The sequence below is a fragment of the Pseudoxanthomonas sp. J35 genome (genome assembly GCF_000513995.1).
GTDB lineage: Bacteria > Pseudomonadota > Gammaproteobacteria > Xanthomonadales > Xanthomonadaceae > Pseudoxanthomonas.
On sequence record NZ_AZVB01000023.1, the window covers coordinates 1 to 24,630 of the forward strand.

The 24,630-nt window shown below is 71.2% G+C and carries 25 protein-coding genes, 3 tRNA genes, 1 other RNA gene and 1 riboswitch; of the genes, 10 read left to right on the forward strand and 19 right to left on the reverse strand.

The features are described from left to right. The 4 genes from PSEJ35_RS16165 to PSEJ35_RS0112010 form a co-directional block, all read right to left on the reverse strand. A partial coding sequence (locus tag PSEJ35_RS16165) for an IS5/IS1182 family transposase (protein WP_037083205.1) occupies positions 1-273 on the reverse strand: 273 nt, incomplete at its 3' end. Between the two features lie 56 nt (positions 274-329). Next, a complete protein-coding gene (locus PSEJ35_RS16170) occupies positions 330-587 on the reverse strand; it encodes a YciI family protein (protein WP_232207653.1) in 258 nt (85 codons plus the stop codon). A 197-nt stretch (positions 588-784) separates the two neighbouring features. Further along, a complete protein-coding gene (locus PSEJ35_RS0112005) occupies positions 785-1,453 on the reverse strand; it encodes a L,D-transpeptidase (RefSeq protein ID WP_028918010.1) in 669 nt (222 codons plus the stop codon). A gap of 148 nt (positions 1,454-1,601) precedes the next feature. Next, positions 1,602-1,868: a membrane protein gene (locus PSEJ35_RS0112010; RefSeq protein WP_024870206.1), complete on the reverse strand. Its 267-nt coding sequence runs from the start codon at positions 1,866-1,868 to the stop codon at positions 1,602-1,604. Between the two features lie 333 nt (positions 1,869-2,201). On the opposite strand from PSEJ35_RS0112010, the gene PSEJ35_RS0112015 reads away from it, so the two are divergent. The 4 genes from PSEJ35_RS0112015 (at position 2,202) to ffs (ending at position 7,164) form a co-directional block, all read left to right on the forward strand. Next, positions 2,202-2,399: a hypothetical protein gene (locus PSEJ35_RS0112015; protein ID WP_028918011.1), complete on the forward strand. Its 198-nt coding sequence runs from the start codon at positions 2,202-2,204 to the stop codon at positions 2,397-2,399. A gap of 16 nt (positions 2,400-2,415) precedes the next feature. After that, positions 2,416-2,625: riboswitch (cobalamin riboswitch) on the forward strand. A 173-nt stretch (positions 2,626-2,798) separates the two neighbouring features. Continuing rightward, positions 2,799-5,222 (forward strand): ribonucleoside-diphosphate reductase subunit alpha, encoded by a 2,424-nt coding sequence (locus PSEJ35_RS0112020; RefSeq protein ID WP_051412663.1) that lies wholly within the window; start codon positions 2,799-2,801, stop codon positions 5,220-5,222. A 14-nt stretch (positions 5,223-5,236) separates the two neighbouring features. Beyond that, positions 5,237-6,235 (forward strand): ribonucleotide-diphosphate reductase subunit beta, encoded by a 999-nt coding sequence (locus PSEJ35_RS0112025; protein WP_028918013.1) that lies wholly within the window; start codon positions 5,237-5,239, stop codon positions 6,233-6,235. 838 nt (positions 6,236-7,073) lie between these two features. Continuing rightward, positions 7,074-7,164: signal recognition particle sRNA small type (gene ffs, locus PSEJ35_RS17035), an RNA gene on the forward strand. A 234-nt stretch (positions 7,165-7,398) separates the two neighbouring features. Here ffs and PSEJ35_RS16175 read toward each other — a convergent pair. Genes PSEJ35_RS16175 through PSEJ35_RS0112060 form a run of 7 tightly spaced genes read right to left on the reverse strand, consistent with a single transcriptional unit; the run spans position 7,399 to position 12,166 of the window. After that, positions 7,399-8,421, reverse strand: a complete 1,023-nt coding sequence (locus PSEJ35_RS16175; protein WP_051412664.1) for a gluconolaconase — start codon at positions 8,419-8,421, stop codon at positions 7,399-7,401. Next, positions 8,418-8,891: a molybdenum cofactor biosynthesis protein MoaE gene (locus PSEJ35_RS0112035; RefSeq protein ID WP_028918014.1), complete on the reverse strand. Its 474-nt coding sequence runs from the start codon at positions 8,889-8,891 to the stop codon at positions 8,418-8,420. The genes PSEJ35_RS16175 and PSEJ35_RS0112035 overlap by 4 nt, the downstream gene beginning before the upstream one ends. A gap of 1 nt (position 8,892) precedes the next feature. Beyond that, the gene (locus PSEJ35_RS0112040; protein ID WP_028918015.1) at positions 8,893-9,138 is read right to left on the reverse strand and encodes a MoaD/ThiS family protein; all 246 of its coding nucleotides are present in this window, start codon (positions 9,136-9,138) and stop codon (positions 8,893-8,895) included. Further along, the gene (gene moaC, locus PSEJ35_RS0112045) at positions 9,135-9,635 is read right to left on the reverse strand and encodes a cyclic pyranopterin monophosphate synthase MoaC (RefSeq protein WP_028918016.1); all 501 of its coding nucleotides are present in this window, start codon (positions 9,633-9,635) and stop codon (positions 9,135-9,137) included. Before moaC ends, PSEJ35_RS0112040 begins: the two co-directional genes overlap by 4 nt. 1 nt (position 9,636) lies before the next feature. Further along, positions 9,637-10,659 carry a GTP 3',8-cyclase MoaA gene (gene moaA, locus PSEJ35_RS0112050; RefSeq protein ID WP_028918017.1) on the reverse strand — a complete coding sequence of 341 codons (1,023 nt, stop codon included), beginning with the start codon at positions 10,657-10,659 and terminating at the stop codon, positions 9,637-9,639. Beyond that, positions 10,656-11,417 (reverse strand): MBL fold metallo-hydrolase, encoded by a 762-nt coding sequence (locus PSEJ35_RS0112055; protein ID WP_028918018.1) that lies wholly within the window; start codon positions 11,415-11,417, stop codon positions 10,656-10,658. The genes moaA and PSEJ35_RS0112055 overlap by 4 nt, the downstream gene beginning before the upstream one ends. Further along, entirely contained in the window at positions 11,417-12,166 is a 750-nt protein-coding gene (locus tag PSEJ35_RS0112060; protein WP_028918019.1) for a 3-deoxy-D-manno-octulosonic acid kinase, read from the reverse strand. The genes PSEJ35_RS0112055 and PSEJ35_RS0112060 overlap by 1 nt, the downstream gene beginning before the upstream one ends. 29 nt (positions 12,167-12,195) lie before the next feature. On the opposite strand from PSEJ35_RS0112060, the gene PSEJ35_RS0112065 reads away from it, so the two are divergent. Together PSEJ35_RS0112065 and PSEJ35_RS0112070 are read left to right on the forward strand one after the other, a co-directional pair. Next, the gene (locus PSEJ35_RS0112065) at positions 12,196-13,236 is read left to right on the forward strand and encodes a glycosyltransferase family 9 protein (protein ID WP_037083211.1); all 1,041 of its coding nucleotides are present in this window, start codon (positions 12,196-12,198) and stop codon (positions 13,234-13,236) included. 33 nt (positions 13,237-13,269) lie between these two features. Continuing rightward, entirely contained in the window at positions 13,270-16,353 is a 3,084-nt protein-coding gene (locus PSEJ35_RS0112070) for a spermine synthase (protein WP_051412665.1), read from the forward strand. Here the strand turns inward: PSEJ35_RS0112070 and PSEJ35_RS0112075 are convergent. Beyond that, positions 16,329-16,736 carry a DUF6165 family protein gene (locus PSEJ35_RS0112075; protein WP_028918022.1) on the reverse strand — a complete coding sequence of 136 codons (408 nt, stop codon included), beginning with the start codon at positions 16,734-16,736 and terminating at the stop codon, positions 16,329-16,331. The two genes, PSEJ35_RS0112070 and PSEJ35_RS0112075, sit on opposite strands and share 25 nt — an antisense overlap. Before the next feature lie 133 nt (positions 16,737-16,869). On the opposite strand from PSEJ35_RS0112075, the gene PSEJ35_RS0112080 reads away from it, so the two are divergent. Further along, a tRNA-Ser gene (locus PSEJ35_RS0112080) sits at positions 16,870-16,960 on the forward strand. Between the two features lie 134 nt (positions 16,961-17,094). Continuing rightward, positions 17,095-17,799: a PP2C family serine/threonine-protein phosphatase gene (locus tag PSEJ35_RS0112085; RefSeq protein ID WP_028918023.1), complete on the forward strand. Its 705-nt coding sequence runs from the start codon at positions 17,095-17,097 to the stop codon at positions 17,797-17,799. A 57-nt stretch (positions 17,800-17,856) separates the two neighbouring features. On the opposite strand, the gene dnaQ is transcribed toward PSEJ35_RS0112085, so the two are convergent. From dnaQ to PSEJ35_RS17510, 3 genes are read right to left on the reverse strand one after another with little or no spacing between them, the layout of a single operon-like run. Further along, positions 17,857-18,594 carry a DNA polymerase III subunit epsilon gene (gene dnaQ, locus PSEJ35_RS0112090; RefSeq protein WP_028918024.1) on the reverse strand — a complete coding sequence of 246 codons (738 nt, stop codon included), beginning with the start codon at positions 18,592-18,594 and terminating at the stop codon, positions 17,857-17,859. A 5-nt stretch (positions 18,595-18,599) separates the two neighbouring features. Then, positions 18,600-19,052 carry a ribonuclease HI gene (gene rnhA, locus PSEJ35_RS0112095; RefSeq protein WP_028918025.1) on the reverse strand — a complete coding sequence of 151 codons (453 nt, stop codon included), beginning with the start codon at positions 19,050-19,052 and terminating at the stop codon, positions 18,600-18,602. A gap of 19 nt (positions 19,053-19,071) precedes the next feature. Then, positions 19,072-19,722, reverse strand: coding sequence for a hypothetical protein (locus PSEJ35_RS17510; RefSeq protein WP_028918026.1), 651 nt, complete (start codon positions 19,720-19,722; stop codon positions 19,072-19,074). 12 nt (positions 19,723-19,734) lie between these two features. Between PSEJ35_RS17510 and gloB the strand changes: the two genes are divergently transcribed. Together gloB and PSEJ35_RS16180 are read left to right on the forward strand one after the other, a co-directional pair. Then, complete coding sequence (gene gloB, locus PSEJ35_RS0112105) at positions 19,735-20,496, forward strand: hydroxyacylglutathione hydrolase (protein WP_028918027.1); 762 nt, start codon at positions 19,735-19,737, stop codon at positions 20,494-20,496. Then, positions 20,493-21,677, forward strand: coding sequence for a lytic transglycosylase domain-containing protein (locus PSEJ35_RS16180; protein ID WP_051412666.1), 1,185 nt, complete (start codon positions 20,493-20,495; stop codon positions 21,675-21,677). Before gloB ends, PSEJ35_RS16180 begins: the two co-directional genes overlap by 4 nt. Before the next feature lie 113 nt (positions 21,678-21,790). Here the strand turns inward: PSEJ35_RS16180 and PSEJ35_RS0112115 are convergent, their stop codons facing one another. From PSEJ35_RS0112115 to PSEJ35_RS0112130, 4 genes are all read right to left on the reverse strand, one after another. Next, positions 21,791-23,767, reverse strand: coding sequence for a peptidylprolyl isomerase (locus tag PSEJ35_RS0112115; RefSeq protein ID WP_028918028.1), 1,977 nt, complete (start codon positions 23,765-23,767; stop codon positions 21,791-21,793). A 142-nt stretch (positions 23,768-23,909) separates the two neighbouring features. Beyond that, positions 23,910-23,986, reverse strand: a tRNA-Asp gene (locus tag PSEJ35_RS0112120). Between the two features lie 79 nt (positions 23,987-24,065). After that, positions 24,066-24,140: transfer RNA gene (locus PSEJ35_RS0112125), tRNA-Val, on the reverse strand. 32 nt (positions 24,141-24,172) lie between these two features. Further along, positions 24,173-24,535: an HU family DNA-binding protein gene (locus tag PSEJ35_RS0112130; protein ID WP_255326744.1), complete on the reverse strand. Its 363-nt coding sequence runs from the start codon at positions 24,533-24,535 to the stop codon at positions 24,173-24,175. Between the last annotated feature and the right edge of the window lie 95 nt (positions 24,536-24,630).

The window sequence follows — 24,630 nt, forward strand, 5'->3', positions numbered from 1 at the left end:
GCGGGCAAAGCGGCGCATCACCGGCATCTCGTACAGCGTCTCTTCCATGCCCGGGTCGCTCAGCGAGTACCACTGCTGCAGGAAGTGGATGCGCAGCATCGTCGCCAAGGGATACGGCTGCCGGCCGCGCTGGCCCANCTTCGGGTAGTGCGGTGCGATCAGCGCCAGCAATGCGTTCCACGGCACCACCTGCTCCATCTCCGCCAGGAAGACCTCGCGCCGCGTCTTCTTGCGCTTGCCCGTGTGTTCCGCGTCCCCGAAGCTCAGCTGCATCGTCGTCATCCGTCGAACCTTGCGCTATTGTCGCCGAAGGGATTTGTCCAACCCGGCTACAATGCCCGGGGCACAAAACAGGGCACAAACCCCGGTTTGTGAATGGCTTCGATGATGAAGAGTCCGCCGACCATTTCCTTCGCTTCGGTATAGGGGCCGTCGCTGGCCTGCATCCTGCCGGCGCGGGTGCGCAGCGTCTTCCAGTCCTTCGGCTCGGCCAGCGAGGCGGATACCCGCATCTTCCCGGTCGCCTGCATCTTCTCGTCCAGCGCCGGGCACTGGCTGACCAGCCTCGCGACCGCCTCGGGGGTCATCTTCGCGAACGCTTCGGGGGGGTGTGGTACGCCAGGCCGAGGTATTTCATCGCGCATCCTCCATGGGTATGCACGGGCGACGAATCGGCGGCGCGGGGATCGACAGGCGGATTTCGCCCCGGCCAGAAGTGCCCGAACCAGGGGCTGCGTTTGCGGACGCAAACTCCCCCGCGAAGCGAGGATGAGCGACGCGCCCGTCAGCGACGGGCGCTCTTCCTGCCGTTCTTGTCTCCGGCGGTCGCGCGGCTCTGCACGAACTCGGGGAAGGTGTCGGCCAGCGAGTCCTTCTCCGGCAGGATGTAGAACACGCCGCCGCGCGCGAACACCGGTTCGATGACCTTCTCGTAGAACTCGGGCGCGACGTTGATGCAGCCGTGGGTGATGCGGTTGTCGTCCGGCTCGGGCGAGGCCAGGCGCTCGGGCCGCCGCTCGGAGCGGACTCCGGTCGCGGTGGGATGGATGGAGACCGCGGACTCGTAGTCCACCCAGAGCACGCGGCCGGCGTCGATCGACGGGCCGAAGCCGCCGATGAAACGGCCGGCGGGCGTGGTGCGGTCGCGTCCGGGGATCTCGCGCAGCGCCAGGCCGGCGATACCCGGTGCGGTGTGGTCGCCGATCGCCGAGCCGAACAGCCCGGGCGCGGCACCGCGCGGACGGCCATCGCCGTCGAACACGAGGATCTGCGCCGAGGCCTTGTCCATGATCGCGAACGGATAGCCTTCGGTGTCGCGCGTGGCGACGATCCAGCCGGCCAGCTCGATCACCAGGTCGGACACTTCCTGGTCCGGCGGAAGCAGGTCGACGGCGCCTTCCTGCTGCGCGACGGGCTCCTGGTCGGCAGCGAATACGGGGTTTGCGAACGCCAGGGCACACAGCAGCGCGCCCAGGATCGCAGGATGTTTAGGTGTACGGATGGTGCGATTCCTCGCGGGGATCGAATCAGGGAATGAGACCGGTGGCGCAAGGCCACCGGGTCCCAGGTTCAAACCGTTCCTCACAACTCGTGCAGGACGATCAACCGCGCGGCTGGCGGGTCGGCGGCGCCGATTCCAGCTGCTGGACGCGGCTTTCCAGCTGGTTCAAGCGCTGGTTGGCCTGCTGCGCGGACTGGTTGGCCGCATCAGCACTCTGCGCCGCGCCCTGCACCCGGGTGTCGAGCTGGTCGAGACGCGAGTTGATGCGGGCGAAGTCCTCGTCGTAGCTGGCACAGCTGGCAAGACCCAGGCCGGCGACAAGCGCCACGCCCAACGTACGCGCCATCACCACATGATGCTTGCTCATAAACCAATCCTCCTTCGTCTGGGGGCCTCGGAATATAGCGACCTTTCGGTCAATGCCATGAAGACGCCTTCAGCTCACATTGCTGTACGTGGATGGAGCGTGAAGGCGGACAGATGCGTGTCGCACGCGCACGTTTAATCCGCGGTGAACTCCTCAGGTATACATCGAGTAATGCCTCACAGATCGGATGGTTCGCCGCTCGGAAACGCATCAGCATGGCCGCATATCGCTACCACTCACGTTGCCGGGTTGCGGATCCAACAGTGTGGACGGGAGCGACCCACCATCCGGATTCTCCGGTCTGGCGGATAGGCAGGCGGCAACCGGACCAGCTTGCCCGGCATCGGCATCGGCATCGGCATCGGCATCGGCATCGGCATCGGCATCGGCACGGACACCGACACCGGCATCAGCCCTGCCTGGGCTTCGGCGATGGACTACCCGGTTGCGGGCAAGCTCATGGCAACGCACAGGCCGATGCACCGGCCGCAAGTGGGTCGGGGGCGCCAGAAACGCGATATGTTCCGTTGACTACGCATGCCGACCCCTTTATGTTGTGGCCGTCGGTTCCGCCGGTGCTCGCCGGTGGATGAAAAGGGAAGCCGGTCGAAACCCGGCACTGCCCCGCAGCGGTAGATGGAGACGACGTCGCACCTGGCACTGGGATGGTGATCCCGGGAAGCCGCGACCGAGGAGGTACCGGACGCCGGTACCACATCCATGAGTCCGAAGACCTGCCGACAGCCGCGCGCAGCACACCGCGCGGTGCCGGCCGCGGAGTCTCCGGGGGGAGATGGCTGGTGCAGCAGGACCAGCCGCCACCCCACGTCGCGGCTCCTGCGACACCGCATGCCTACCCTGTTTCTCCGATGCCATGCGCGCCTGCGTGGGACAGGCGCGCGCCCGTGCATCACGCATGGAGAAACTCCGATGAATCCGAACGAAGCCGCCGTGGCCGACGCCGCGCCCGCCGCGCCTGCCTTCGACCTGACCCCGCCGCCGGCGGCCACGACGATGCGCGTGACCAAGCGCAATGGGCAGAGCGAGGCGGTCGACCTCAACAAGATCGTGCGGGCCATCGCCCGTGCCGCCGAAGGCCTTTATTCGGTGGAACCGATGAGGGTGGCCACGCGCACGATCTCCGGCCTGTACGACGGCGCCACCACCGCCGAACTGGACGAGCTGTCCATCCGCACCGCGGCGCTGCTGACCGCGGAGGAACCCGAGTACGGGCGGCTGGCGGCGCGCCTGCTGGCGGGCGTGATCGCCAAGGAGGTCTCCGGGCAGGAGATCCACGCCTTCTCCCAGTCCATCAACCGCGGCCATGAACTGGGCCTGGTCAACGACCGCCTGCTCGGCTTCGTGCAGGCCAATGCGCGCAAGCTGAACGACGCGCTGGATGCGACGCTCGACCGCAACTTCGACTACTTCGGCCTGCGCACCCTGTACGACCGCTACCTGCTGCGCCATCCGCAGACGCGCAAGGTGATCGAGACCCCGCAGCAGTTCTTCATGCGCATCGCCAGCGCGCTGAGCGAGGACGTCCCCGGCGCCATCGCCCTGTACCGGCGCATGGCCGAGCTCGATTACCTGCCCTCCTCGCCGACGCTGTTCAACAGCGGCACCACGCACGAGCAGCTGTCGTCGTGTTTTCTGCTGGATTCGCCGCAGGACACGCTGGAGTCCATCTATGCCCGCTACGGCGACATCGCCCAGCTGAGCAAGTTCAGCGGCGGGATCGGGGTCAGCTATACGCGGGTCAGGGCCCGCGGTTCGCTGATCCGTTCGACCAATGGCCACAGCAACGGGATCGTGCCGTGGCTGAAGACGCTGGATTCCTCGGTCGCGGCGGTCAACCAGGGCGGCAAGCGCAAGGGCGCCGCCTGCGTCTACCTCGAGCCCTGGCATGCCGACGTCGAGGAATTCCTCGAGCTGCGCGACAACACCGGCGACGAGGCGCGCCGCACCCACAACCTCAACCTCGCCAACTGGATCCCGGACCTGTTCATGCGCCGGGTGGAGGCCGATGCGGAGTGGTCCCTGTTCGACCCGCGCGTGGTCCCGGAGCTGGTTGACCTGTACGGCGAGAGTTTCGACCGGGCCTACGAGCAGGCCGAGGTCCAGGGCAAGGCAGCCAGGATGGTCAAGGCCCGGGAGCTGTACGCGCGGATGATGCGGACGCTCGCGCAGACCGGCAACGGCTGGATGACGTTCAAGGACAAGTGCAACCGCGCCAGCAACCAGACCCTTCGCGCCGGCAACGTGATCCACCTGTCCAACCTGTGCACGGAGATCCTCGAGGTCACCTCCAGCGAGGAGACCGCGGTGTGCAACCTCGGCTCGATCAACCTGGCCCGCCACCTCGACGAGGACGGCGCCTTCGACTTCGACAAGCTGGCCGAGACCGTGCGCCTGGCGGTGCGCCAGCTCGACCGCGTGATCGACCTCAACTTCTATCCGATCGAGAGCGCCCGCCGCGGCAACCTGCGCTGGCGCCCGGTCGGGCTGGGCTGCATGGGCCTGCAGGACGTGTTCTTCCGCCTGCGCCTGCCGTTCGACGCCCCCGAGGCGCGCGCGCTCTCGGCCAGGATCGCCGAGACGATCTACTACCACGCCCTGGAGACCTCCTGCGAGCTGGCCCAGGAGCGCGGGCCCCACCCGTCCTTCGCCGATACCCGTGCGGCCAATGGCGAGCTGCAGTTCGACGCCTGGAACGTCGTCCCCGCGGATGCGGAGCGCTGGGACGCGCTGCGCGAGCGGATCCGCCGCCATGGCCTGCGCAACTCCCTGCTGGTCGCCATCGCCCCGACCGCGACGATCGCCTCCATCGCCGGCTGCTACGAGTGCGTGGAACCGCAGGTGTCCAACCTGTTCAAGCGCGAGACCCTGTCCGGCGACTTCCTGCAGGTCAACCGCTACCTGGTCGACGAGCTCAAGACCCTGGGCCTGTGGACGCCGGAAATGCGCGACGCCATCAAGCTGGCCGAAGGCTCGATCCAGGCCCTGCCGCAGATCCCCCGGCTCCTGCGCGACGTCTACCGCACTGCCTGGGAAATTCCGATGCGCTCGCTGATCGACATGGCCACCGACCGCGGCGCCTTCATCGACCAGTCGGCCTCGCTCAACCTGTTCATGGAAAGCCCCACCATCGGCGCCCTGTCCTCCATGTACATGTACGCCTGGAAGAAGGGCATCAAGACCACCTACTACCTGCGTTCGCGCCCGGCCACCCGCATCGCCAAGGCGACGGTTGCCGGCAGTACCGGAGCCCGGGCCCCGGCACCGGACTACACGCCGGAGCAGGCCGTGGCCTGCTCGCTGGAGAACCCCGAAGCCTGCGAGGCCTGCCAGTGAGCGCCGCCCGCCAGATGCTGCTCCACCCCGGCTTCGAGCTCACCCTGCGCCCGATGCGCTATCCGCAGTTCTACGAGATGTACCGCAATGCCATCCGCAACACCTGGACGGTGGAAGAGGTGGACTTCTCGCAGGATCTGGCCGACCTCAGGCACAAGCTCGGCCCGGCCGAACGCCACCTCGTCGAGCGGCTCGTCGCTTTCTTCGCCACCGGCGATTCGATCGTGTCCAACAACCTGGTGCTGAACCTCTACCAGCACGTCAACGCGCCGGAGGCGCGGATGTACCTGTCGCGGCAGCTGTACGAAGAGGCGCTGCACGTGCAGTTCTACCTGACCCTGCTGGACACCTACCTGCCGGATCCGGCCGAGCGCGCCAGGGCCTTCGCGGCGGTCGACAACATCCCGTCGATCCGCCGGAAGGCCGAGTTCTGCTTCAAGTGGATCGACTCGATCCAGTCGCTGCACCGGATCGAGTCCCGCGAGCAGCGCCGCCAGTTCCTGCTGAACATGGTCTGCTTCGCCGGGTGCATCGAGGGCCTGTTCTTCTTCGGCGCGTTCGCCTACGTGTACTACCTGCGCTCGCGCGGGCTGCTGCACGGGCTGGCCAGCGGCACCAACTGGGTGTTCCGCGACGAAAGCTGCCACATGGCGTTCGCCTTCGAGGTCATCCGCACCGCGCGCGAGGAGGAACCGGACCTGGTCGACGAGGCGTTCCACCAGCAGGTGGTGGAGATGCTGGAAGAGGCAGTGGAGTGCGAGCACGCCTTCGCCCTGGACACCCTGTCCGGCGGCGTGGCCGGCCTGTCGCCGAAGGATATGCGCGAGTACCTGCAGTACTGCGCCGACCAGCGCCTGGTGCAACTGGGCTTCCCGAAGCACTTCGGCTCGCGCAACCCGTTCCCGTTCATGGACCTGCAGGACGTGCAGGAACTGACCAACTTCTTCGAGCGGCGGGTATCGGCCTACCAGGTCGGCGTGGAGGGCGAGGTCGCTTTCGACGAGGCGTTCTGACATCCAACGGGTGGGCGGGCGACGCATCAAACCCGCCTCCCCGGAAGAGATGCCATGGCGCGCGCGCCGCACCGGGGATGGCAGCGTCGCCGGTGCGCCCCGCGCTTGCGTCGCCGCTGCCATCCCTGCCCGTGCACCTGCAGCACGCACATCCGATCCCCGATCCCGCGGCGCCCGGGCTGCCCAAGCCCCGGCATGTCGCCATCCCCGGCACCGGAACGGCCGGGGGTGGCGACCACCGGCCGACCCGCGTGCCCGGCGCCAGCGACGGCCGCGTGGCGGAGGCGCGGGATCCGTCAGTCCTTGGCCCCGGCGTCTGGCAGCACCCGCACCGTCGCGCTCATGCCTGCCGCCAGCACCAGCCCATCCGGCACCGTGGCCGGATCGATGCGGATGCGTACCGGGATGCGCTGGGCCAGGCGGCCAGTTGAACGTGGGAGTGACGTCGGCCAGCAGGTTCTCCGAAGTGGGGCTGGCCGAATCGGCGATGCCGATAGCGAGCGCCGTGCCGATGTACAGCCAGGTCTGGCCCTCGCCCTCCAGCGACTTGCGCAGCGCGGCCAGGCGGCCGGCAACGGCCGGCGGCGGCCGCGGTCCCTGCCGCGCTCACGGCGCGGTTTCCGTGCCGGCCAGCAGGAGACGGCTGTGGGCGTACGCGGCTGACGGCCGGACATGAACGGCGCCGATGGCGCCGGCCCGGCCCGATGGGCTAGAATCCGCAGCGTTCCGGCGCGGCTTCCGCCCGCCGCAGCACCTGCGACCCGCCTCGCGTGCCCGGCACGCCGCGGATCGCCAGATCTCCGGGCCGCGCAGCGCGCGGCCCGCGTCTATGGTGGCCCCGTCGGCCCCTCGCGACGCTAGGTCGAAAACCCCGCCAGGGCCGGAAGGCAGCAACGGTATCGATCGACGCGGGCGCCGAGGCAAGCCGGCGGGGCCGCCACCTTTTCGGGCTTCGTAGAGCGGGGCTTGCCCCGCTGCTCGTCATGCGCGCGGGCACATCACGGGGAGTCGGGCGAGCCCGACTCTACAAGGGCGTGGATTCGCCCGACGGTATGGTGCCTGCCCTTGTAGAGCGGGGCTTGCCCCGCTGCTCTTCACGCGCGCGGGCACACCAGGCGGGGGAGTCGGGCAAGCCCGACTCTACGAGGTGGTGGCGGAGGGATTCAGGGGCCGGCGACGATGCCGAGGGCGTCGGGTTCGTCGCCGGTGGGCCAGCGGTCGATGACGACCCAGGAGACGGTGTCGACAACGGCGATCTCGTTGCCGCCGCTGATGGCGACGTACGCACGCAGGCCGGAAGGATCGACGATCGCGCCGATCGGCAGCGCGGCGCGGCCGAGCATGGTCTCGCGGTACTCCGCGTCCGGGTCGGCCAGCTGTACGTTGGCCACCGGCCGGCGCGCGACCGCATCGAAGACCGACAGGGTGCCGGCACGGGCATTGGTCACCAGCGCGTGGCGGCCGCTGGGGGTGAAGGCGACGCGGATCGGGAAGCCGGCACTGTCGAGGGTGTCGAGCACGTCCAGGGTCCGCGGGTCGTGCACGGTCACCGTGCCCGCGGCGCGGTTGGTCACCCACACCGTCTCGTCGCGGGCCACGGCCACGCCTTCGGCACCGGCGCCGGCCGGCTTTTCCAGTACCGAGCCATCGATGAGGTCCACGCGGACCAGGGTGCCGGCGGAAATCTTGGTGACGTACGCGGTGCGCCCGTCGGCGGACAGGGCGACCATGTGGCCGGTGCCCGGTCCGATGTCGTAGGCGCGTACCACTGCCCCGCCGCGCAGGTCGACGCGCAGCAGCGAATTGCTCGCCTCGGTGGTGACCAGCAGGTGGTGGCCGTCCGGTTCGAAGCGGAGGCCGTGCGGGCGGCCGTGCCTGCCGAGGTCGACCTGGCGCACGCGCTTGCCGTCGCGGGTGTCGTAGACGCTGAGGGTATGGCCCGGAGCCTGGTGGCCGTATTCGCTGACCACCGCCTGGCGGCCGTCGGGACTGACCGCGATCTCGTGCGGGCCGGGTCCGGTCTCGGCCTCGCCGAGCTTGCGGCCATCGTCCAGCGACAGTCGCCACAGCGTGTTGGCGGACTTGTTGCCGACCAGCAGTTCACCGGCGGCGGCCGGCAGCGCCAGCGAGGCGAGCAGCAGCGCCGGCAGCAGTGCCCGGCGCCAGCGGGTGCGCTTCGAGGTCATGGGGTGTCCTCCTTGGGTGTGCTTCCTTCCGTAGTGGCCGCGACCGGATGCAGCCACTGCCGGTCGCCATCAGCGTAGCGCTCGTGTTTCCAGATCGGCACGCGCGCCTTGACCTCGTCGATCACCCAGCGGCAGGCAGCGAATGCGGCATCGCGGTGCCCGGCCCCCACCCCGACCCAGACCGCCAGTTCGCCGATCGCCAGCTCGCCGGTGCGGTGCACGCAGTGCACGCCGGTGATGGCGAACCTCTGCGCCGCCTCCTCGACGATGCGCTGGCCCTCGGCCTCGGCCAGCGCGGTGTAGGCTTCGTACATCAGCCCGTGCACCGGACGGCCTTCGTTGTGGTTGCGGACCCAGCCTTCGAAGCTGGCATACGCCCCGGCGGCATCGTCCAGCAGGCGGGCGCGCAGCGGCGCGACCTCGAAGGGCGCGCTGGCCAGCTCGAACTTCGCGTGCGGCTTCGCCGGCATCTCAGCCTCCGGACACCGGCGGGATGAAGGCGACCTCGCTGCCCTCGCGCGGGGCATCGTTCCAGCGCGCGAAGGCGCCGTCGACGGCGACGCGCAGGTGCTCGCGCGGCCAGCGCAGGCCGTGGCGGACGGCGACCTCGGCGTACAGCGCGGCCAGGTCCGGCGCGGCGCTGTCGACGGACTCGCCGTCCACGCCGGTCGCCTCGCGCAGGCCGGCGAAGTACAGCAGCCGCAGCCGCGCCATCACCCCGCCCTTCCGAAGTCGCGCTTGCCGCCGCGCTTGCCCAGCAGCCTGGCCGGGCCCAGCACGATCGCGTGCGACAGCGCCTTGCTCATGTCGTACACGGTCAGCGCCGCCACGGTCGCCCCGGTCAACGCTTCCATCTCCACGCCGGTCCGCGCGGTGGTGCGCGCGGTGCACTCGATGCGCAGTTCGCGCTCGCCGTGCCAGTCGATGGCGATCTTCAGCCCGTCCAGCGGCAGCGCGTGGCAGAACGGGATCAGTTCGTGGGTGCGCTTGGCCGCCATCGTGCCGGCGATCACCGCGGTCTCGACGATGCCGCCCTTGGATGCGCGCAGGCCGCTGGCGCGCAGCTGCGCGGCGACCTCGGCCGGGAACCGCACCCTGCACTCGGCGGTGGCGCTGCGCGCGGTGGCGGCCTTGTGCGACACGTCGACCATGGCTGGCCGGCCGGCATCGTCCAGGTGGGTCAGTCGGGCGGCGGGGGACTTGCGGGTGGCCAACTCAACCTCCGATCAGGTACATCTCGATGTGCTTGCGCGGCGCGGACGGATTGCCGCGGATCTCGCTGTAGCGATCCTCGCGCCGCGACCACAGGCCTGCCAGGTGCCCGAACAGCGCGGCCTCGCCCTGCGCCAGGGCCGGCTTCAGATCGTGGCCCTGGTCGGCGAACAGGCAGGTATACAGCTGGCCATCGGCAGAGACGCGGGCGCGGTGGCAGTGGCCGCAGAATGGCGTGCTCACCGAACTGACGAAGCCGACCTCGCCGCCACCGTCCGCGAACGCGTAGCGCTCGGCCACCTCGCCGCAGTAGTGCGACTGCAGCGGGCGCAGCGGCCAGCGCGCGGCGATGCGGTCGCGCAGCTCGGCCGAGGTCACCACCTGTTCCTGGCGCCAGCCGTTGCAGGTACCCACGTCCATGTACTCGATGAAGCGGACCACGTGGCCCGTCCCGCGGAAGTGCCCCAGCAGCGGCAGCACCTGCTCCTCGTTGAGGCCACGCTGGACCACGCAGTTGATCTTCAGCGGGCCGAAGCCGGCGGCCCCGGCGGCGGCGATGCCCTCCAGCACCGGTCCCACCTCGCCGCGGCCTCCGGACATGGCGCTGAACACCGCCGGATCCAGCGCGTCCAGGCTCACCGTTAGCCGGCGCAGCCCGGCCTCGCGCAGCGCGCGCGCCTGCGCGGCCAGCAGCGAGCCGTTGGTGGTCAGGGCCAGGTCGTCGATGCCGGGGATCCGCGCCAGGCGCGCGACCAGGTCCGGCAGGCGCTTGCGCAGCAGCGGTTCGCCGCCGGTCAGGCGCAGCTTGTGCACGCCGGCGGCAGCGAAGGCGCGCACCAGGGTCTCGATCTGGTCGAAGGACAGGCGCCCGGCCGCGTCCAGGCCGTGGTCGTCGGGGATGCGGTCCGCCGGCATGCAGTAGCCGCAGCGGAAATTGCAGGCGTCGATGACCGACAGCCGCAGGTCGTGCAGGGGCCGGCCGAGGCGGTCCAGGATCGGAGCCTGCGCCGGCCGTGCCAGGTTCATGGCGGCGACGCCTGCATCGCGGTGGGTCCGGCCAGCCCGAGCAGCTCGCCCGGATGGGCGACGCGGTGGCCGCGCGCGGCCATCGCCGAAGCATCGGCGGCGCTGGCGTAGTGGTACAGCACCATGCGCTGGCGCAGCGCCTCCGGATACTCGCGCTCCAGGTCGTCCAGGCCGGTATGCGAAGGATTGCCGTGCAGGCCGCAGTCGTGGGCGATCAGCTCGCCGGCATCGGCGAAGCGGGCCAGCATCTCCGGGATCGGGCGGGTATCGCCGGTCCACACCAGGCTGCCGCGCAGGCGCAGGCCGAACGCGGTATCCGGCCAGTGGTGGCGCACCGGGAACACCTCCAGGCGGATGCCGTCGTGCCAGAACGCCTCGCTGACCGGAACCAGCTGGAACGCGTCCCAGAAGTTGGCGCCGCCTTCGGCCAGCACGTTCGGGTAGTCGGCCACGCGCCGCTGCAGCAGCGGCACCACCGGCGCCGGCACGTACAGGCGCACCCGGCCGCGGCGCTGCGGGTCGAAGTAGCTGGACACGAACAGCCGCTCCAGCCCGGCGACGTGGTCCAGGTGCACGTGGGTGATGAACACCGCGTCGGGCAGGTGGCCGTACGCGGCCTCGAACGCGGTCAGCCCTTCGGCGCCGCAGTCGATGGTCAGCCACGGGCGGCCGTCGCGCTCGAGGCTGGCCATCGCCGAGCCCAGCTCCACCGCCGACGCGTTGCCTACCCCGTGCAACCGGAGCGACCAGGCGGCCATCAGCAGCCCCGCTTCCAGGACAGTTCGTAGGCGCGGCGCAGGCGCGCGAAGTCGGCCTCGACCTCGGCGCTGGCGCGCTCGCCGCGCAGCTTCAGCAGCGAACGCAGCAGCCGGCGCAGGTTGGCCTCGCGCCAGTGGGTGGCGGGGATGCGCATGCGCCCGCGGTCGAAATCGATCAGCCAGCCGCGGCCGTTGCCGTCGAACAGCAGGTTGTGCGCGTTGAGGTCGGCGTGGTCCAGGCCTTCGCGGTGGAAGCGGGCGATCAGGCGCCCGGCTTCTTCCCAGGGCGCGCCGCTACCGGCGACCAGTGCGCGGTCGGCCAGCGAGCGCACGTCGACCAGGCGCTCGAGCAGGATCGAGGCCCGGTAGGTGAACCCGTCGCGCACGTAGCTGGCCGCCAGCGGGGTCGGCAGCGGCAGGCCGCGGCCGAGCAGCTCGCGCATCAGCCGGAATTCGGCGAAGCTGCGGGTATGCGCGGCGCCGCGCCACAGGTAGCGGTCGCGGCTGAAGCGCGCGGCCAGGCCGCCACGCAGGTAGTGGCGCAGCACGCAGGCGCCGAACGGCGCATCGACGAACCAGGCGCCGCCGCGGCCGCCGGAGCCGACCGGACGCGCGTGGTCGCCCCACGCCGCCGGCGAGAACAGTTCCGGGCCAGCTTGCCGCAGCCGCTGGCGGTCGAAGAGAATGGCCCCGTATCCGCTCTCCGCGCGGTACGGCGTCAAGGCTTCGCTGGCATCGAAGGCGACCATCCGCACGAGTCTAACAACACCTGCAAGCGATGCGCCCCTCACTCTGCCTGCTGCGCCTGTCCGCCCTCGGCGACGTGACCCACGTGGTGCCCCTCGTGCGCACCCTGCAACGGGCCTGGCCCGACGGCCCGCCGCTGCACTGGGTGATCGACCCGGCCGGCTTCCGCCTGCTCGAGGGGCTCGAAGGGGTGGTCTTCCACGTCTACGACAAGCGCACCGGCCTGGCCGGCATGCGCGAGCTGCGCCGCTCGCTGCCGGCGGAAGGCTTCGATGCCCTGCTGCACATGCAGCTGGCCGCGCGCGCCAACCTGCTGTCGGCGTTCATCCCGGCGCGCCGGCGGATCGGCTACGACCGCACCCGCTCCAAGGAGCTGCACGGGCTGTTCGTCAACGAGCGCATCCCCGACCGCCCCGGCCTGCACGTGCTGGACGTGCTCGGCAGCTTCTGCGAGCCGCTGGGCCTGCGCCAGGACACGGTCGTCTGGGACCTGCCGGTCCCCGAGGCGGCCTTCGAATGGGCGCGCGAACAGTGGCCGGACGACGGCACCCCGGTGCTGATGATCTCGCCCTGCTCCAGCCACGCCCTGCGCAACTGGCGCGCCGAACGCTACGCCGCCCTGGCCGACCATGCCGCCGCACGCGGCTGGCGGATCGTGCTGTGCGGCGGGCGCAGCGGGCTGGAGCGGCAGACCGCCGACGCCATCCTCGCCGGCATGCGCGCGCCGGCGCTGGACCTGGTGGGCAGGGACACGCTCAAGCAGCTGCCGGCCCTGCTCGCCCGCGCCGACCTGCTGGTCACCCCCGATTCCGGGCCCATGCACATCGCCAACGCGATGGGCACGAAGGTGCTGGGCCTGCACGCGGCCACCGACCCGGACCGCAGCGGTCCCTACTCGGACCGCCGCTACTGCGTGGACCGCTACGATGACGCCGCGCGCCGTTTCCTCGGCAAGCCCGCCGCTTCGCAGAAGTGGGGCACCAAGATCGAGCACGACGGCGTGATGGACCTGGTCACGGTGGAAGATGCGATCGAAGCCTTCGAGCGTTACCGCAACGACCACGGCGGCTGATCGGGACGGCATTCCGTCCCGCCCCGGGAGGCCATGAGCGCGGCCGCCCGCCTGCCGTCGACGTCCCTCCGTCCAGCGCCCTCGGGCGCGGCGATCCTGTTCCTGTTCGTGCTGTCCGGCTTCGCCGGGCTGGTCTACCAGTCGCTGTGGACCCAGTACCTGGGCCTGGTGCTGGGCCACGCCGCCTACGCGCAGAGCCTGGTGCTGGCGATCTTCATGGGCGGCATGGCCGCCGGCGCCTGGCTGGCGGCGCGGCTGGGCACGCGCTGGACCCGGCTGCTGTTCGCCTACGCCATCGCCGAAGCGGCGATCGGCGTGCTCGGCCTGGCCTTCCATGCGCTGTTCCTCGGCTACGCCGGAATCTCCGCGGCGGTGCTGCCGGTGCTGGGCGATGGCGTGGCCGGCCATACCTTCCCCTGGCTGGGCGCGAGCCTGCTGATCCTGCCAGCGTGCCTGCTGCTGGGCGCGACCTTCCCGCTGCTGAGCGCCGGGTGGCTGCGCACCGCGCTGGCCCAGGACGCGCGCGTGCTCGGCGGCCTGTACGCGGCCAACAGCCTGGGCGCGGCGCTGGGCGCGCTGCTGGCCACCTTCCTGCTGCTGCCGCGGCTGGGCATGCCCGGGGCGATGACGGTCGCCGGCGTGGCCAACCTGGCGGTCGCGGCGGGCGCGTGCTGGCTGTCCTGGCGACACGAAGGGGACAGCGGCGGCCGGGCATCCTGCGCACCGCCCGCTTCTTCTCCAGCCACGTCTGGAACACCCGCTGGCACCGCCCGTGTCGGCCTGGTGCGCGTCGTGCTCGCCGCCGGCCTGCTCTCCGGCGCCTGCTCCTTCGTCTACGAGATCGGCTGGATCCGACTGCTCAACCAGGCGCTGGGCACGACCGTGCACAGTTTCGAGCTGATGCTGGCCGCGTTCCTGCTCGGCCTGGCCTCCGGCGGCGCCTGGGTGCACCGGCGCGCGCCGCGGCTGCGCGATCCGCTGCAGAGTGCGGCGTTCGCGCAGGTGGCGATGGGCGTGGCGGCGATGCTATCGCTGCTGGCCTTCGCCCAGTCCTTCGACTGGACCGCCGCGCTGGTGCAGTCGCTGGCGCGCACCGACGGCGGCTACCGGCTGTTCCTGCTCGGCAGCGGCGGCATCGCCATCGCGGTGATGCTGCCGGCGGCATTCTTCGCCGGCACCACCCTGCCACTCTTCACCCTGGTGCTGCTGCGTAACGGGGCGGGCGAGGCTTCGATCGGACGGCTGTATGCGGCGAATACCGCCGGCGCGATCGCCAGCGTGCTGCTGGCCGTGCACGTGCTGGTGCCGCTGCTGGGCGTGCGCGGCGCGGTGCTGCTGGCCGCGGCCGGCGACGTGGCCCTGGGGTTCTGGCTGTACGCGCAGCTGCGCGGCGAGCTGTCGCCGGCGCGCATGGCGCTGCTGTCGCTGGGCGGCGTGGCGGCGCTGGCGGTGGCCATGCAATGGGGCCAGCCCGATCCGCGTGTGCAACTGTCGGGCGTGTTCCGCACCGGCTTCGCCCAGCTCGATGCATCGCTGGAAGTGCCGTTCCTGCGCGACGGCAAGACCGCCACCATCGGCGTGGCGCGCTCGCCCTCCACCGGCACGCTGTCGCTGATCACCAACGGCAAGTCCGACGGTGCGATGGCCGCCAGCCTCGATGCTCCGCCGGGGGGCGACGAGCTGACCATGGTCAGCCTCGGCGCCCTGCCCCTGGCCCTGCATCCGCTGCCGCGCCAGGTCGGGGTGATCGGCTGGGGCCTCGGCATGTCGACCCACACCTTGCTCGGCAGCGACCGGGTCGAACGGGTGGAGACGGTGGAGATCGAACCGCTGGTGCACCGCGCCGGTGCGCAGCTGTTCGCCGCACGCATCGGCCGCGCCCTGCACGACCCGCGCTCGCAGGTGCACTTCGACGATGCGCGCCGCTTCTACACGAGCGGCCGCCGGCGCTACGACGTGATCGTGTCCGAGCCGTCCAACCCCTGGGTCAGCGGCGTGGCCGGCCTGTTCACCCGCGAGTTCTACCGCTTCCTGCACGGCCACCTGGCCGAGGACGGCCTGCTGGTGCAGTGGCTGCAGACCTACGAGATCGACGACGCACTGCTGGCGCGGATCGTCGCCGCGCTGCGCGAGAACTTCGCCGACGCGGCCGTGTACCTGGCGCAGGACAACGACCTGGTGGTGGTCGCCTGCCGCAGTGCCTGCCCGCAAGCGGACGCCATGCGCCTGCGCGCGACCGCGGCGCTGGCCAGCGAGACTGGGCGGGTCGGCCTGGCCGGCGACGCCGCGCTGCAGCTGCGCCGCCTCGGTGGCGGCGCGTTGCTGGACACCTACGTACGCGCCCTGCAGGCCGAAGCGCACAGCGACTTCCACCCGGTGGTGTCGCTGCAGGCGCCGCGCACCCGCTTCCGCCGCGACCGCGCCGACACCCTGCAACGCCTGGCCGACAACGGCCTTCCGGTGCTCGACCTGATCGAAGGCCGGCGGCCGCCACCGGCATCGGAGGACATCCCGATCCTGCGCGGCCACAGCCTCCTGCAGGCCCGTCAGCGCGCCATCGCCCTGGCCGACGCGCTGCGCGCAGGCCACCACGCCAGCGCGCTGGCACGCCGCTCGATCGATACGCCCCCGGCGGAAACCGGACTACAGGCCCTGCTGGCCCTGTCACGCGGCGTGGTCGACGACCCGGTGACCTGGGCCGGCGCCGCCTCGGGGGTGGCCGTGGCCACGCTGGGCCACCTGCCCCCGGAAGACCTGCAAGGGGTGTGGCTGCAGCCGGCCTGGATCGACGCGTCGATCCAGCCGCCGGCGGTGCGGGCGATGCTGGCGCTGTACGCCGCCGCCGCCGCGCGCGACGCGCAGGCGATGCTGCGCAGCGGCGAGGCCCTGCTGCAGCTGCCGCAGGCGCTGCCGGCGGAAGTGGAGGAACAGGCCCTGCTCATCGCCCAGCTCGGCGCGCTGGGCAGCGGCCGGCCGCAGGACGTGGAGCGCCTGCACCAGGCCTACGGCGTGGCCATCCCGCACAGCGAGCGGCTGCGCATGGTCCGGCACATGGTCAGGATCCGCGCGCTGGAAGTGCGCGCGGACGCGGCTCAGAGCGTGGAGCCGGTGCGGTAATCCTGGTAGGACTTCTCCTCGACGTAGGCCGAGCCCAGCGCCAGGTTGATCTCCTTCTTCACCCGCGCGCGCTCGTCGTTCTCGAAGTACACGCTGCGCGCCAGGCGCACGAACTCCTCGTCGAACTCCTGCGCCTTCTCCTTGACCCGGATGTCGTCCTCGATGTCCCACAGCCGTTCGTTGACCGCCTTCAGCTGCGCGCGCAGCTGGGCGATGTCCTTGCCGGCGGCCGGATGCTGCATCCAGGTGTGCTCCAGCGCGGACAGTTCCTTGCGGACGTTGGCCAGCTTGGCGGGATCGGTCATGCGCTCGGACTTGATCTGCAGGATCGCGATCTTGTCGAGCAGCTCGCCGAAGGATACGGGGACCAGGATCTCGGACATCGGGGCGGCACCGGAAGGGAAAGCAGGGCGCTAGTCTAGCCAACCGCGGCCGGGACGATCCCGATGTTGTGCAGAGCGCGCCGGTTCCGTATCATGGCGGGCCCCGCGGACGGACCACGCCGCGCGGGCTTCCGGAAAGGTGGCAGAGTGGTCGAATGCGCCGGATTCGAAATCCGGTGTACCGGTCTCCGGTACCGTGGGTTCGAATCCCACCCTTTCCGCCAGATACAGAAGAAGACGGGCTCCGGCCCGTCTTTTTCTTTGTCCGCTCCCTTGTCCGCGCCCCGCGCCGCCGGCGTGGCCCACCGCGCCGGCCCAATCCGTTTTATCCTGCTGACAGCGAATCCACGCGGGCGCCATGATCGAATTCGGACACCTCACCCATGTCGGCCTGCGCCGGCAGCTGAACGAGGACACGTACTACGGCGACGGTGAGCTGGGCCTGTGGCTGGTGGCCGATGGCATGGGCGGCCATGCCTGCGGCGAGGTGGCCAGCGCGCTGGCCCGCGAGACCATCGTCCGCGAGGTCCGCAGCGGCACCCCGCTGGTCCAGGCGATCCGCATCGCCGACGAGGAGATCATCCGCGTCTCCCGCCGCCGCAACGACGCCCTGCCGATGGGCACCACCGTGGTCGCCGCGCGCGTGCAGGGCCAGCGCTTCGAGGTGGCCTGGGTCGGCGACAGCCGCGCCTACCTGTGGCAGGACGGCCGCCTGGCCCAGCTGAGCCAGGACCACAGCTACGTCCAGGACCTGGTCGACCAGGGCACGCTGACCCCGGAACAGGCCCGCTCGCACCCGCACCGCAACGTAGTGACCCAGGCGCTGGGCGTGACCGATCCGAACCACCTGAACGTGTCGCTGATGGCCGGCGAACTGCGCCCGGGCATGCAGCTGCTGCTGTGCAGCGACGGCCTCACCGAGGAAGTGGACGACAGCCGCATCGCCGAGACCCTGGCCGGCCAGGACTGCAGCGCGCAGGAATGCGTGGACACGCTGGTGGCCGCCGCGCTCGACGGCGGCGGTTCGGACAACGTCACCGCGGTGCTGGTGCGCTGCCAGTAGCAGCGCGACCGGCCCGTGGGCGGGCCGGCGTGGCCGGCCCTCCCCTGATCGGCTACTTCAGGCGTTGACCGCCTCGGCCAGCGGCTCCGGCGATTCCAGCGCGTCCCACAGCGCGCGGCCGGCCTTCTTGCGCAGCCGCTCCAGGCGCCGCTGGTGCGCCTCCAGCTCCCCGGCCGAGGCGCCGATACGCGGGCGCTCGCCGCCGACCGGGCCGAAGCTGGCCACCGCCACCGGGCGCGCGGCCTCGTCGGCGACCTCGCCGAAGCCGATCTCCTCCTGCCCGGAGGTCAGGGCGACGTAGACGTCGGCCAGGATCTGGGCGTCGAGCAGCGCGCCGTGCAGCTGGCGGTGCGAGTTGTCCACGCCCAGGCGCTTGCACAGCGCGTCCAGCGAGTTGCGCTGGCCGGGGAAACGTTCGCGCGCCAGCAGCAGGGTATCGACCACGGTGCAGCGGTCGACGATGCGGCCAAGGTCCCCGCCGCAGCGCGACAGCTCGTAGTCGAGGAAGCCCAGGTCGAAGGCCGCGTTGTGGATGATGAGCTCGGCGCCGTCGATGTACTCGAGGAACTCGTCGACGATCTCCTCGAAGCGCGGCTTGTCGGCCAGGAACTCGAGGGTCAGTCCGGTCACTTCCTGGGCGCCGGCCTCGAAGTCGCAGTCGGGCTTGAGGTAGCGGTGGAAGTTGCGGCCGCTGGGGCGCCGCTCCAGCAGTTCCACGCAACCGATCTCGACGATGCGGTTGCCCTTCTTCCACTCCAGGCCGGTGGTTTCGGTATCGAGGATGATCTGGCGCATCGGGCTCAGTGTACCGCGCCAGTGTCGCGCACCCGCTGGGCCGCTGTGCGCGCGAGCATGTCGACCCGCTCGTTGTCGGGGTCGCCGTTGTGGCCCTTGACCCAGCGCCACTCGACCTTGTGGCGGCCGGCGGCGGCGTGCAGGCGTTCCCACAGGTCGCGGTTCTTGACCGGGTCGCCGCCGGCGGTCTTCCAGCCGCGACGCACCCAGCCGGGCATCCATTCGGTGATGCCCTGGCGCACGTACTGCGAATCGGTATGCAGGACCACGTTGCACGGCTCGCGCAGCGTCTCCAGGGCCATGATCGCGGCCATCAGCTCCATGCGGTTGTTGGTGGTGTCCGGCTCGCCGCCGGCCAGTTCGCGCTCGTGCGCGTTGTAGCGCAGCAGCGCTCCCCATCCGCCGGGCCCCGGGTTGCCGAGGCAGGCGCCGTCGGTGTGGATCTGGATCTTCTTCATTCGTTTCCTTGCAGGGAGTTCAGGCCACCGGCGCGGCGCCCCGCCGCCATGCCAGCGGGGCCGGCGCCACCGGCGCCAGGCCACGTTTCTCGGCCACGATCACGCAGGCCGCGCGCAGCGGCAGGCGCGAGGCGCGGGTGCCGCCGGCGCCGGCCAGCCGCCAGCGCGGGCCGATGAACTGCGGCGGGTCGGCCTGCAGTCCCAGCGCGCGCAGCCGCTGCAGCCAAGGCCCGTGCGCCGGGGCCGGCAGGTCGCGCGGCCGGCGCAGGCGGAACGGGCTCCACGGGTTGACCAGGAACAGCCACAGGCGACCGCCCTCGACCAGCACCCGGGTGCATTCCTCCAGCAGCGCCCAGGGATCGTCGCTGCCCGGGTGCTGGAGGATGACGTCACCGAGGCAGTCGTTGGCCAGCGGCAGCGGCAGGCCGCAGCGCAGTGTCCCGGCGTAGCCGCCCTCGCATTCGTGCAGGAGCATGCCGCGGCGGGCCGGCAGGAGGGCCGCGTCCGCACCCATGCAGGGGCCGGGCACCAGCCACAGCCAGGGACGGGCCGGACGCACGGCCATGGCTTCGGCCAGCCAGCGGCGCTCCTCGGCCAGCAACCACTGCGCCTCGGCACCGCTGAACCGGAGCTTGGCGCCGGGTTGACGGCTGGAGGCGGCGGCAGGCATGGTCGGGATTCTATGCGACTGAGCGCGCTGCCCGCATTCGAGGACAACTACATCTGGGTCCTGCGCGAGGGGCACCGGGCGCTCGTCGTCGATCCCGGCGAAGCCGCGCCGGTGCTGGCTGCGGCCGCCGAGGGACTCGAACCGGCGGCGATCCTGCTGACCCACCACCACAACGACCACATCGGCGGCGTGCACGCGCTGCTGGAGCGCTGGCCGGGCCTGCCGGTGTTCGCGCCGGACGATGCGCGCATCGACGTGGAGGCCGAGCGTGTCGGCGAAGGCAGCCGCCTGCGCCTGCTCGACCACGGCCTGGAGGTGCTGGCCGTCCCCGGCCATACCCGCAGCCACCTCGCTTACCTCGTCGATGGCCACCTGTTCTGCGGGGACACCCTGTTCAGCCTGGGCTGTGGCCGCCTGTTCGAGGGTACGCCGGTGCAGATGCTCGAATCGCTGGCCAAGCTCGCCGCCCTGCCCGCCGACACGCGGGTCTGCTGCGGACACGAATACACCCGTTCCAACGGCGCCTTCGCCGCGGCCGTGGAACCGGCCAATGCCGCCCTCGGCGCGCGCCGGGCGGAGGTCGAACGGCTGCTGGCCGCCGGCCAGCCCACCCTGCCCTCCACCCTCGGCAGCGAACGGGAGTGCAACCCGTTCCTGCGCTGCGAGGTTCCGGCGGTCCGCGCCGCCGCGGCCGCCCGCCTGGGCCACGAGCCGGCGGATGCAGTGGAGACCTTCGCCGCGCTGCGCGCCTGGAAGGACGTTTTCCGCGCATGACGCCGCGCCGGCTGACCCTGGCCGCGATGGCCGGCGCCTGCCTGCTGTCCGCCTGCGCGGTGCAGCCGGCGACGAAGCCGACGCCACCCGCGCCGGCCATCCCCGCACCCGAACCGACGCGGGCGCCACCGGCGGCGCCCGCCCGCACCGAGGTCCCGGCGCCGCCGCCGGCCACGCCGCTGGCCGGCGACACGGTTACCGGCCTGGACATCTACGAGGCCTTCCGCGACGGCCTGGCCGAACCGCAGTGCGACAACGCGCAGGAGCGCTGGCGCCGGCACTTCGCCCACGCCCCGGAGCGGCTCGGCAATCCCGACCGCGACACCCTCGCGCTGTTCGGCTACGTGGTCGGCGTGCTGCGCGAGGCCGACCTGCCGACCGAGTTCGCCCTGATCCCGTTCGTCGAGAGCGGCTATGCGCCGGGTGCGCGCAGCAAGGCCGGGCCGGCGGGCCTGTGGCAGTTCGTGCCGGCCACCGCGCGCGACCACGGCGTGCGCATCGCCGGCGGTTACGACGGGCGCCTGGCGCCGGCCGAGTCCACCCGCGCTGCGGTCAGCTACCTCGACCACCTCTACCGCCGCTTCGACGGCAACTGGCGGCTGGCGCTGATGGCCTACAACGCCGGCGAGTTCCGGGTGAAGAAGGCCCTGCAGCGCAGCAGCAACGACGGCGCCGGCGACGCCGCGCCGCAGAGCCTGCCGGGGCTGGCGCCGGTGACCTACGCCTACGTGGAGAAGCTGCACGCGCTGGCCTGCCTGCTGGAGGAAGCCGGCGGCCAGCCGCAGTGGCGCGCGCAGCTGGAGCGACCGGTGCCGATACTGCGCGAACAGGCGGTGGATGGCACCGGCAACCTGCAGGCCTGGGCCAGCCGCCAGGGCCACGACCTGGCCACGCTGCGCCGGCTCAACCCGGCCCTCGGCGGCAGCTGGCCCAGCGGCCACGCGCCGCTGGCGCTGGTGCCCGGCCGCGGCCAGCCGGGCCACATCGAGGCCGATCCGCTGGCCAGCCTGCGCCAGGCATCCGCGGGCGCGCCCGATGCGGCCACCTACACCGTGCGCCGCGGCGACTCGGCCTGGACGATTGCCAGGCGCCATGGCGTGGCCATCGCCCGCCTGCTCGAACTCAACGGGCTGCGCGCCGACAGCGTGCTCAAGCCCGGCATGGTGCTGCGGCTGCCCTGACGCGGCCGCCCCGCACCCTCTCCCCGCAACAAGAAAGGGCGCGACAGCCAGGCTGCCGCGCCCTATTCCCCTGGAGATGTCGCCGCGGCGCGGGTGCGCCGCGGCGCGATTGCTTACAGCTGCGCTTCCTCAACCACGATGTCGAAGCGCTTGCGCTGTGCGCGCACGTAGGCTTCGGCCGCGGCGGCGCCGTCGATCTGTTCGAGCTGGCGGCGCAGCTGGACGCGCTGCTCTTCCGGAATCTGCGACGGATCGCCCGGCTTCACCGCGGTGACCACGAACACCGCCTGGCGGCCGTCCGGCATCAGGAAGCGGCCGGCGGCCGGCTTGCCTTCGCCGGCCGGGGCGGCGGCGAAGATGCGGCGGTTGGCTTCCTGGGTCGGGGCCGGCACGCCACGCGGCATGTTGGTGAACGGCATCACCTCGGTGCCGGCGGAAGCGGCGACCTCGGCCATCGCCTCGCCCGCGCGCAGGCGCTCGACGATCGCGTCGGCGGCGGCCTCGGCGGCCTTGCGCTGGCGGTCGGCGCGCACCGCGGCGACCACCTGGTCGCGCACCTCGGCCAGCGGACGTGCCGCTTCCGGCTGGTGCTCGACCACGCGGATCACCACGCTGCGCTCCGGGCCCAGCGGGATCGGATCGCTGGCGGTGCCGTCCTCGATCATTGCCTCGGAGAACGCGGCGCGCTTCACCTCGGGCGAGGCGGCGATGCCGGTGACGTCCTGGCGGGTGAACGGGCCGAGCTTCTGCACCGGCAGGCCCACCGCTTCGGCGGCCGGGGCCAGCGTCGACGGGTTCTGGTAGATGAGATCGGTCAGGCGGCCGGCCAGCTCGCTGAAGGCGCGCTCGCGGTCGGCCTGGGCCTGCTCGCGCTCCAGTTCGGCGCGGACCTGCTCGAAGCTGGCCTGCGCGCCCTGCTTGAGCTCGCGCAGCTGCAGCACGTGGTAGCCGAAGTCGGTCTGCACCGGGCCACGCACCTCGCCCGGCTGCATCGCGAACAGCGCTTCCTCGAACGGCGCGACCATCACGCCGCGTTCGACCCAGCCCAGGTCGCCGCCGCTGTCGCGCGAACCCGGATCCTCGGAATTGGCCTTGGCCAGCGCCGCGAAATCTGCCCCCGGCGCGCGCGCCTGTTCGGCCAGCTTCTGCGCCTTTTCCTGCGCGGCCTTGCGCGTGGCTTCGTCGGCATCCGGGGCGACGCGCACCAGGATGTGCGAGGCCAGGCGCTGCTCGGGCTCGACGAAACGGGCCTTCTCGTCCTCGAAGCGCTTGCGCAGCGTCGCCTCGTCGGCCGGCGCCGGTTCCGGCAGGCGGCTTGCGTCGAGCTCGACGTATTCGATGGTCACCGTCTCCGGGCTGGTGAAGTCGCCCGGGTGCGCCTCGTACCAGGCCTGGATCGCGGCGTCGTCGACCTCGGCGGTGTCCTCGGCCGGCGGCGGCAGGATCGCCACCTCGATGTCGCGGGTCTCGCCGGACAGGCGCAGCAGGCGCTCGAACTCGCCATCGGTCACGAACGCCGAAGTGCCGAGGCCGACCGGGATCAGCGACTGCTGCAGCGAGCTGCGCACCAGCTGCTCGAACTGCTTCGGTGTCTGCGCCGGCACCTGCGAGGCCAGCGCCAGCTGGTAGCGGCTCGGATCGAACTTGCCGTCGACCTGGAAGGCCGGGATCGAGGCGATGTACTCGCGGACCGCCGCGTCGCTGACCACCACGCCGGCGCGGTCGGCGGCCAGCTGCAGGACCTTCTCGTCGATCAGCTGGTCGAGCACGCGGCGCTTGTTCTCGATGGTCTCGAATTCGCGCGGATCGAAGGCCTCGCCCTGCTCCTGGCGCGCCTGCATGCGCTCCTGCTCGAAGCGGCGGCGGAATTCGTCGACGCTGACTTCGCGGTGTTCCCACAGCATGGAAGCCGGCCACCACTTCGGCGCGCCTTCCCACCAGGTCGGCGGAGCCTTCACCTGCGCCACGTTGTTGGCGCCCAGGCCGCCGAGGTAGCGCTGGTCGATGACGAACAGGAACGGAATCATCAACAGCGCGATGATGACGGTGGCGACCCACCCCGAAGTCCGGTCGCGGAGTTTCTGCAGCATTGGTCCTGCCTGGTCTGTCTACGTCGGGTTAAGCGGCGCAGTTTAACCGAGCCGCGGGCGGCGCGCTCCGGCGGCCCCGCGCCGCGCCGGCGGGAAGCGGAAAAAAAGAAGGCCCCTGGTTTCCCAGGGGCCTTCCGGATAGTGGCGGAGTGGACGGGACTCGAACCCGCGACCTCCGGCGTGACAGGCCAGCATTCTAACCGACTGAACTACCACTCCGCGTGAGACAGCTATTGTAAGACGATTTTTCGAGTTGTGGAAGACCGTCTTGCAACTTTTTTTTCACATCCGCCGAAGCTGGTGGGTGCTGAGGGTTTCGAACCCCCGACCCTCGCCTTGTAAGGGCGACGCTCTACCGCTGAGCTAAGCACCCGGGTCAGGCAACCCGCCTCGGCAGCGGGCCGATCAGTTTACAGCGTCCTTCAGGGCCTTGCCAGCCTTGAACGCCGGATTCTTCGAGGCCTTGATCTTGATGGTCTCGCCCGTCTTCGGGTTGCGGCCGGTGCGGGCGGCGCGCTTGCGGACCTGGAAGGTACCGAAGCCGACGAGCGTGACCGCCTCGCCCTTCTTCAGCGCCTTGGTGATCGCATCGATCACCGCATCGACCGCGCGCGCGGCCTCGGCCTTGGTGACTTCGGCATCGCTGGCGACGGCGTCGATCAGATCGGTTTTGTTCATTCTTCTGTGCTCCCTGTGCGGCATCGCCGCGAGATGGGTGTGATGTGGGCCCGCGCCCCTCGCGTGCCCGATGGTCCGGTGCCACCGCACGGTACTGGCCGCTGGCGGGTGCGCCCGTTATACAGGGGGGCGCCACCATGCCGCAACCCGAAAATGCAGCAATGGCGCGGGTTTTTGCCTCCCGC

Coding starts and splice junctions, on each gene's coding strand:
- PSEJ35_RS0112010 (WP_024870206.1), bottom strand. CDS start 1,868: ATGAGCAAGCATCATGTGGTGATGGCGCGTACGTTGGGCGTGGCGCTT.
- PSEJ35_RS0112055 (WP_028918018.1), bottom strand. CDS start 11,417: ATGGCCGCCTGGTCGCTCCGGTTGCACGGGGTAGGCAACGCGTCGGCG.
- PSEJ35_RS0112065 (WP_037083211.1), top strand. CDS start 12,196: ATGCGCCCCTCACTCTGCCTGCTGCGCCTGTCCGCCCTCGGCGACGTG.
- PSEJ35_RS0112060 (WP_028918019.1), bottom strand. CDS start 12,166: ATGGTCGCCTTCGATGCCAGCGAAGCCTTGACGCCGTACCGCGCGGAG.
- PSEJ35_RS0112035 (WP_028918014.1), bottom strand. CDS start 8,891: ATGCCGGCGAAGCCGCACGCGAAGTTCGAGCTGGCCAGCGCGCCCTTC.
- PSEJ35_RS16170 (WP_232207653.1), bottom strand. CDS start 587: ATGACCCCCGAGGCGGTCGCGAGGCTGGTCAGCCAGTGCCCGGCGCTG.
- PSEJ35_RS0112115 (WP_028918028.1), bottom strand. CDS start 23,767: ATGCTGCAGAAACTCCGCGACCGGACTTCGGGGTGGGTCGCCACCGTC.
- PSEJ35_RS0112085 (WP_028918023.1), top strand. CDS start 17,095: ATGATCGAATTCGGACACCTCACCCATGTCGGCCTGCGCCGGCAGCTG.
- PSEJ35_RS16175 (WP_051412664.1), bottom strand. CDS start 8,421: ATGACCTCGAAGCGCACCCGCTGGCGCCGGGCACTGCTGCCGGCGCTG.
- gloB (WP_028918027.1), top strand. CDS start 19,735: ATGCGACTGAGCGCGCTGCCCGCATTCGAGGACAACTACATCTGGGTC.
- dnaQ (WP_028918024.1), bottom strand. CDS start 18,594: ATGCGCCAGATCATCCTCGATACCGAAACCACCGGCCTGGAGTGGAAG.
- PSEJ35_RS17510 (WP_028918026.1), bottom strand. CDS start 19,722: ATGCCTGCCGCCGCCTCCAGCCGTCAACCCGGCGCCAAGCTCCGGTTC.
- PSEJ35_RS0112020 (WP_051412663.1), top strand. CDS start 2,799: ATGAATCCGAACGAAGCCGCCGTGGCCGACGCCGCGCCCGCCGCGCCT.
- rnhA (WP_028918025.1), bottom strand. CDS start 19,052: ATGAAGAAGATCCAGATCCACACCGACGGCGCCTGCCTCGGCAACCCG.
- PSEJ35_RS0112025 (WP_028918013.1), top strand. CDS start 5,237: ATGCTGCTCCACCCCGGCTTCGAGCTCACCCTGCGCCCGATGCGCTAT.
- moaA (WP_028918017.1), bottom strand. CDS start 10,659: ATGAACCTGGCACGGCCGGCGCAGGCTCCGATCCTGGACCGCCTCGGC.
- PSEJ35_RS16180 (WP_051412666.1), top strand. CDS start 20,493: ATGACGCCGCGCCGGCTGACCCTGGCCGCGATGGCCGGCGCCTGCCTG.
- PSEJ35_RS0112070 (WP_051412665.1), top strand. CDS start 13,270: ATGAGCGCGGCCGCCCGCCTGCCGTCGACGTCCCTCCGTCCAGCGCCC.
- PSEJ35_RS0112075 (WP_028918022.1), bottom strand. CDS start 16,736: ATGTCCGAGATCCTGGTCCCCGTATCCTTCGGCGAGCTGCTCGACAAG.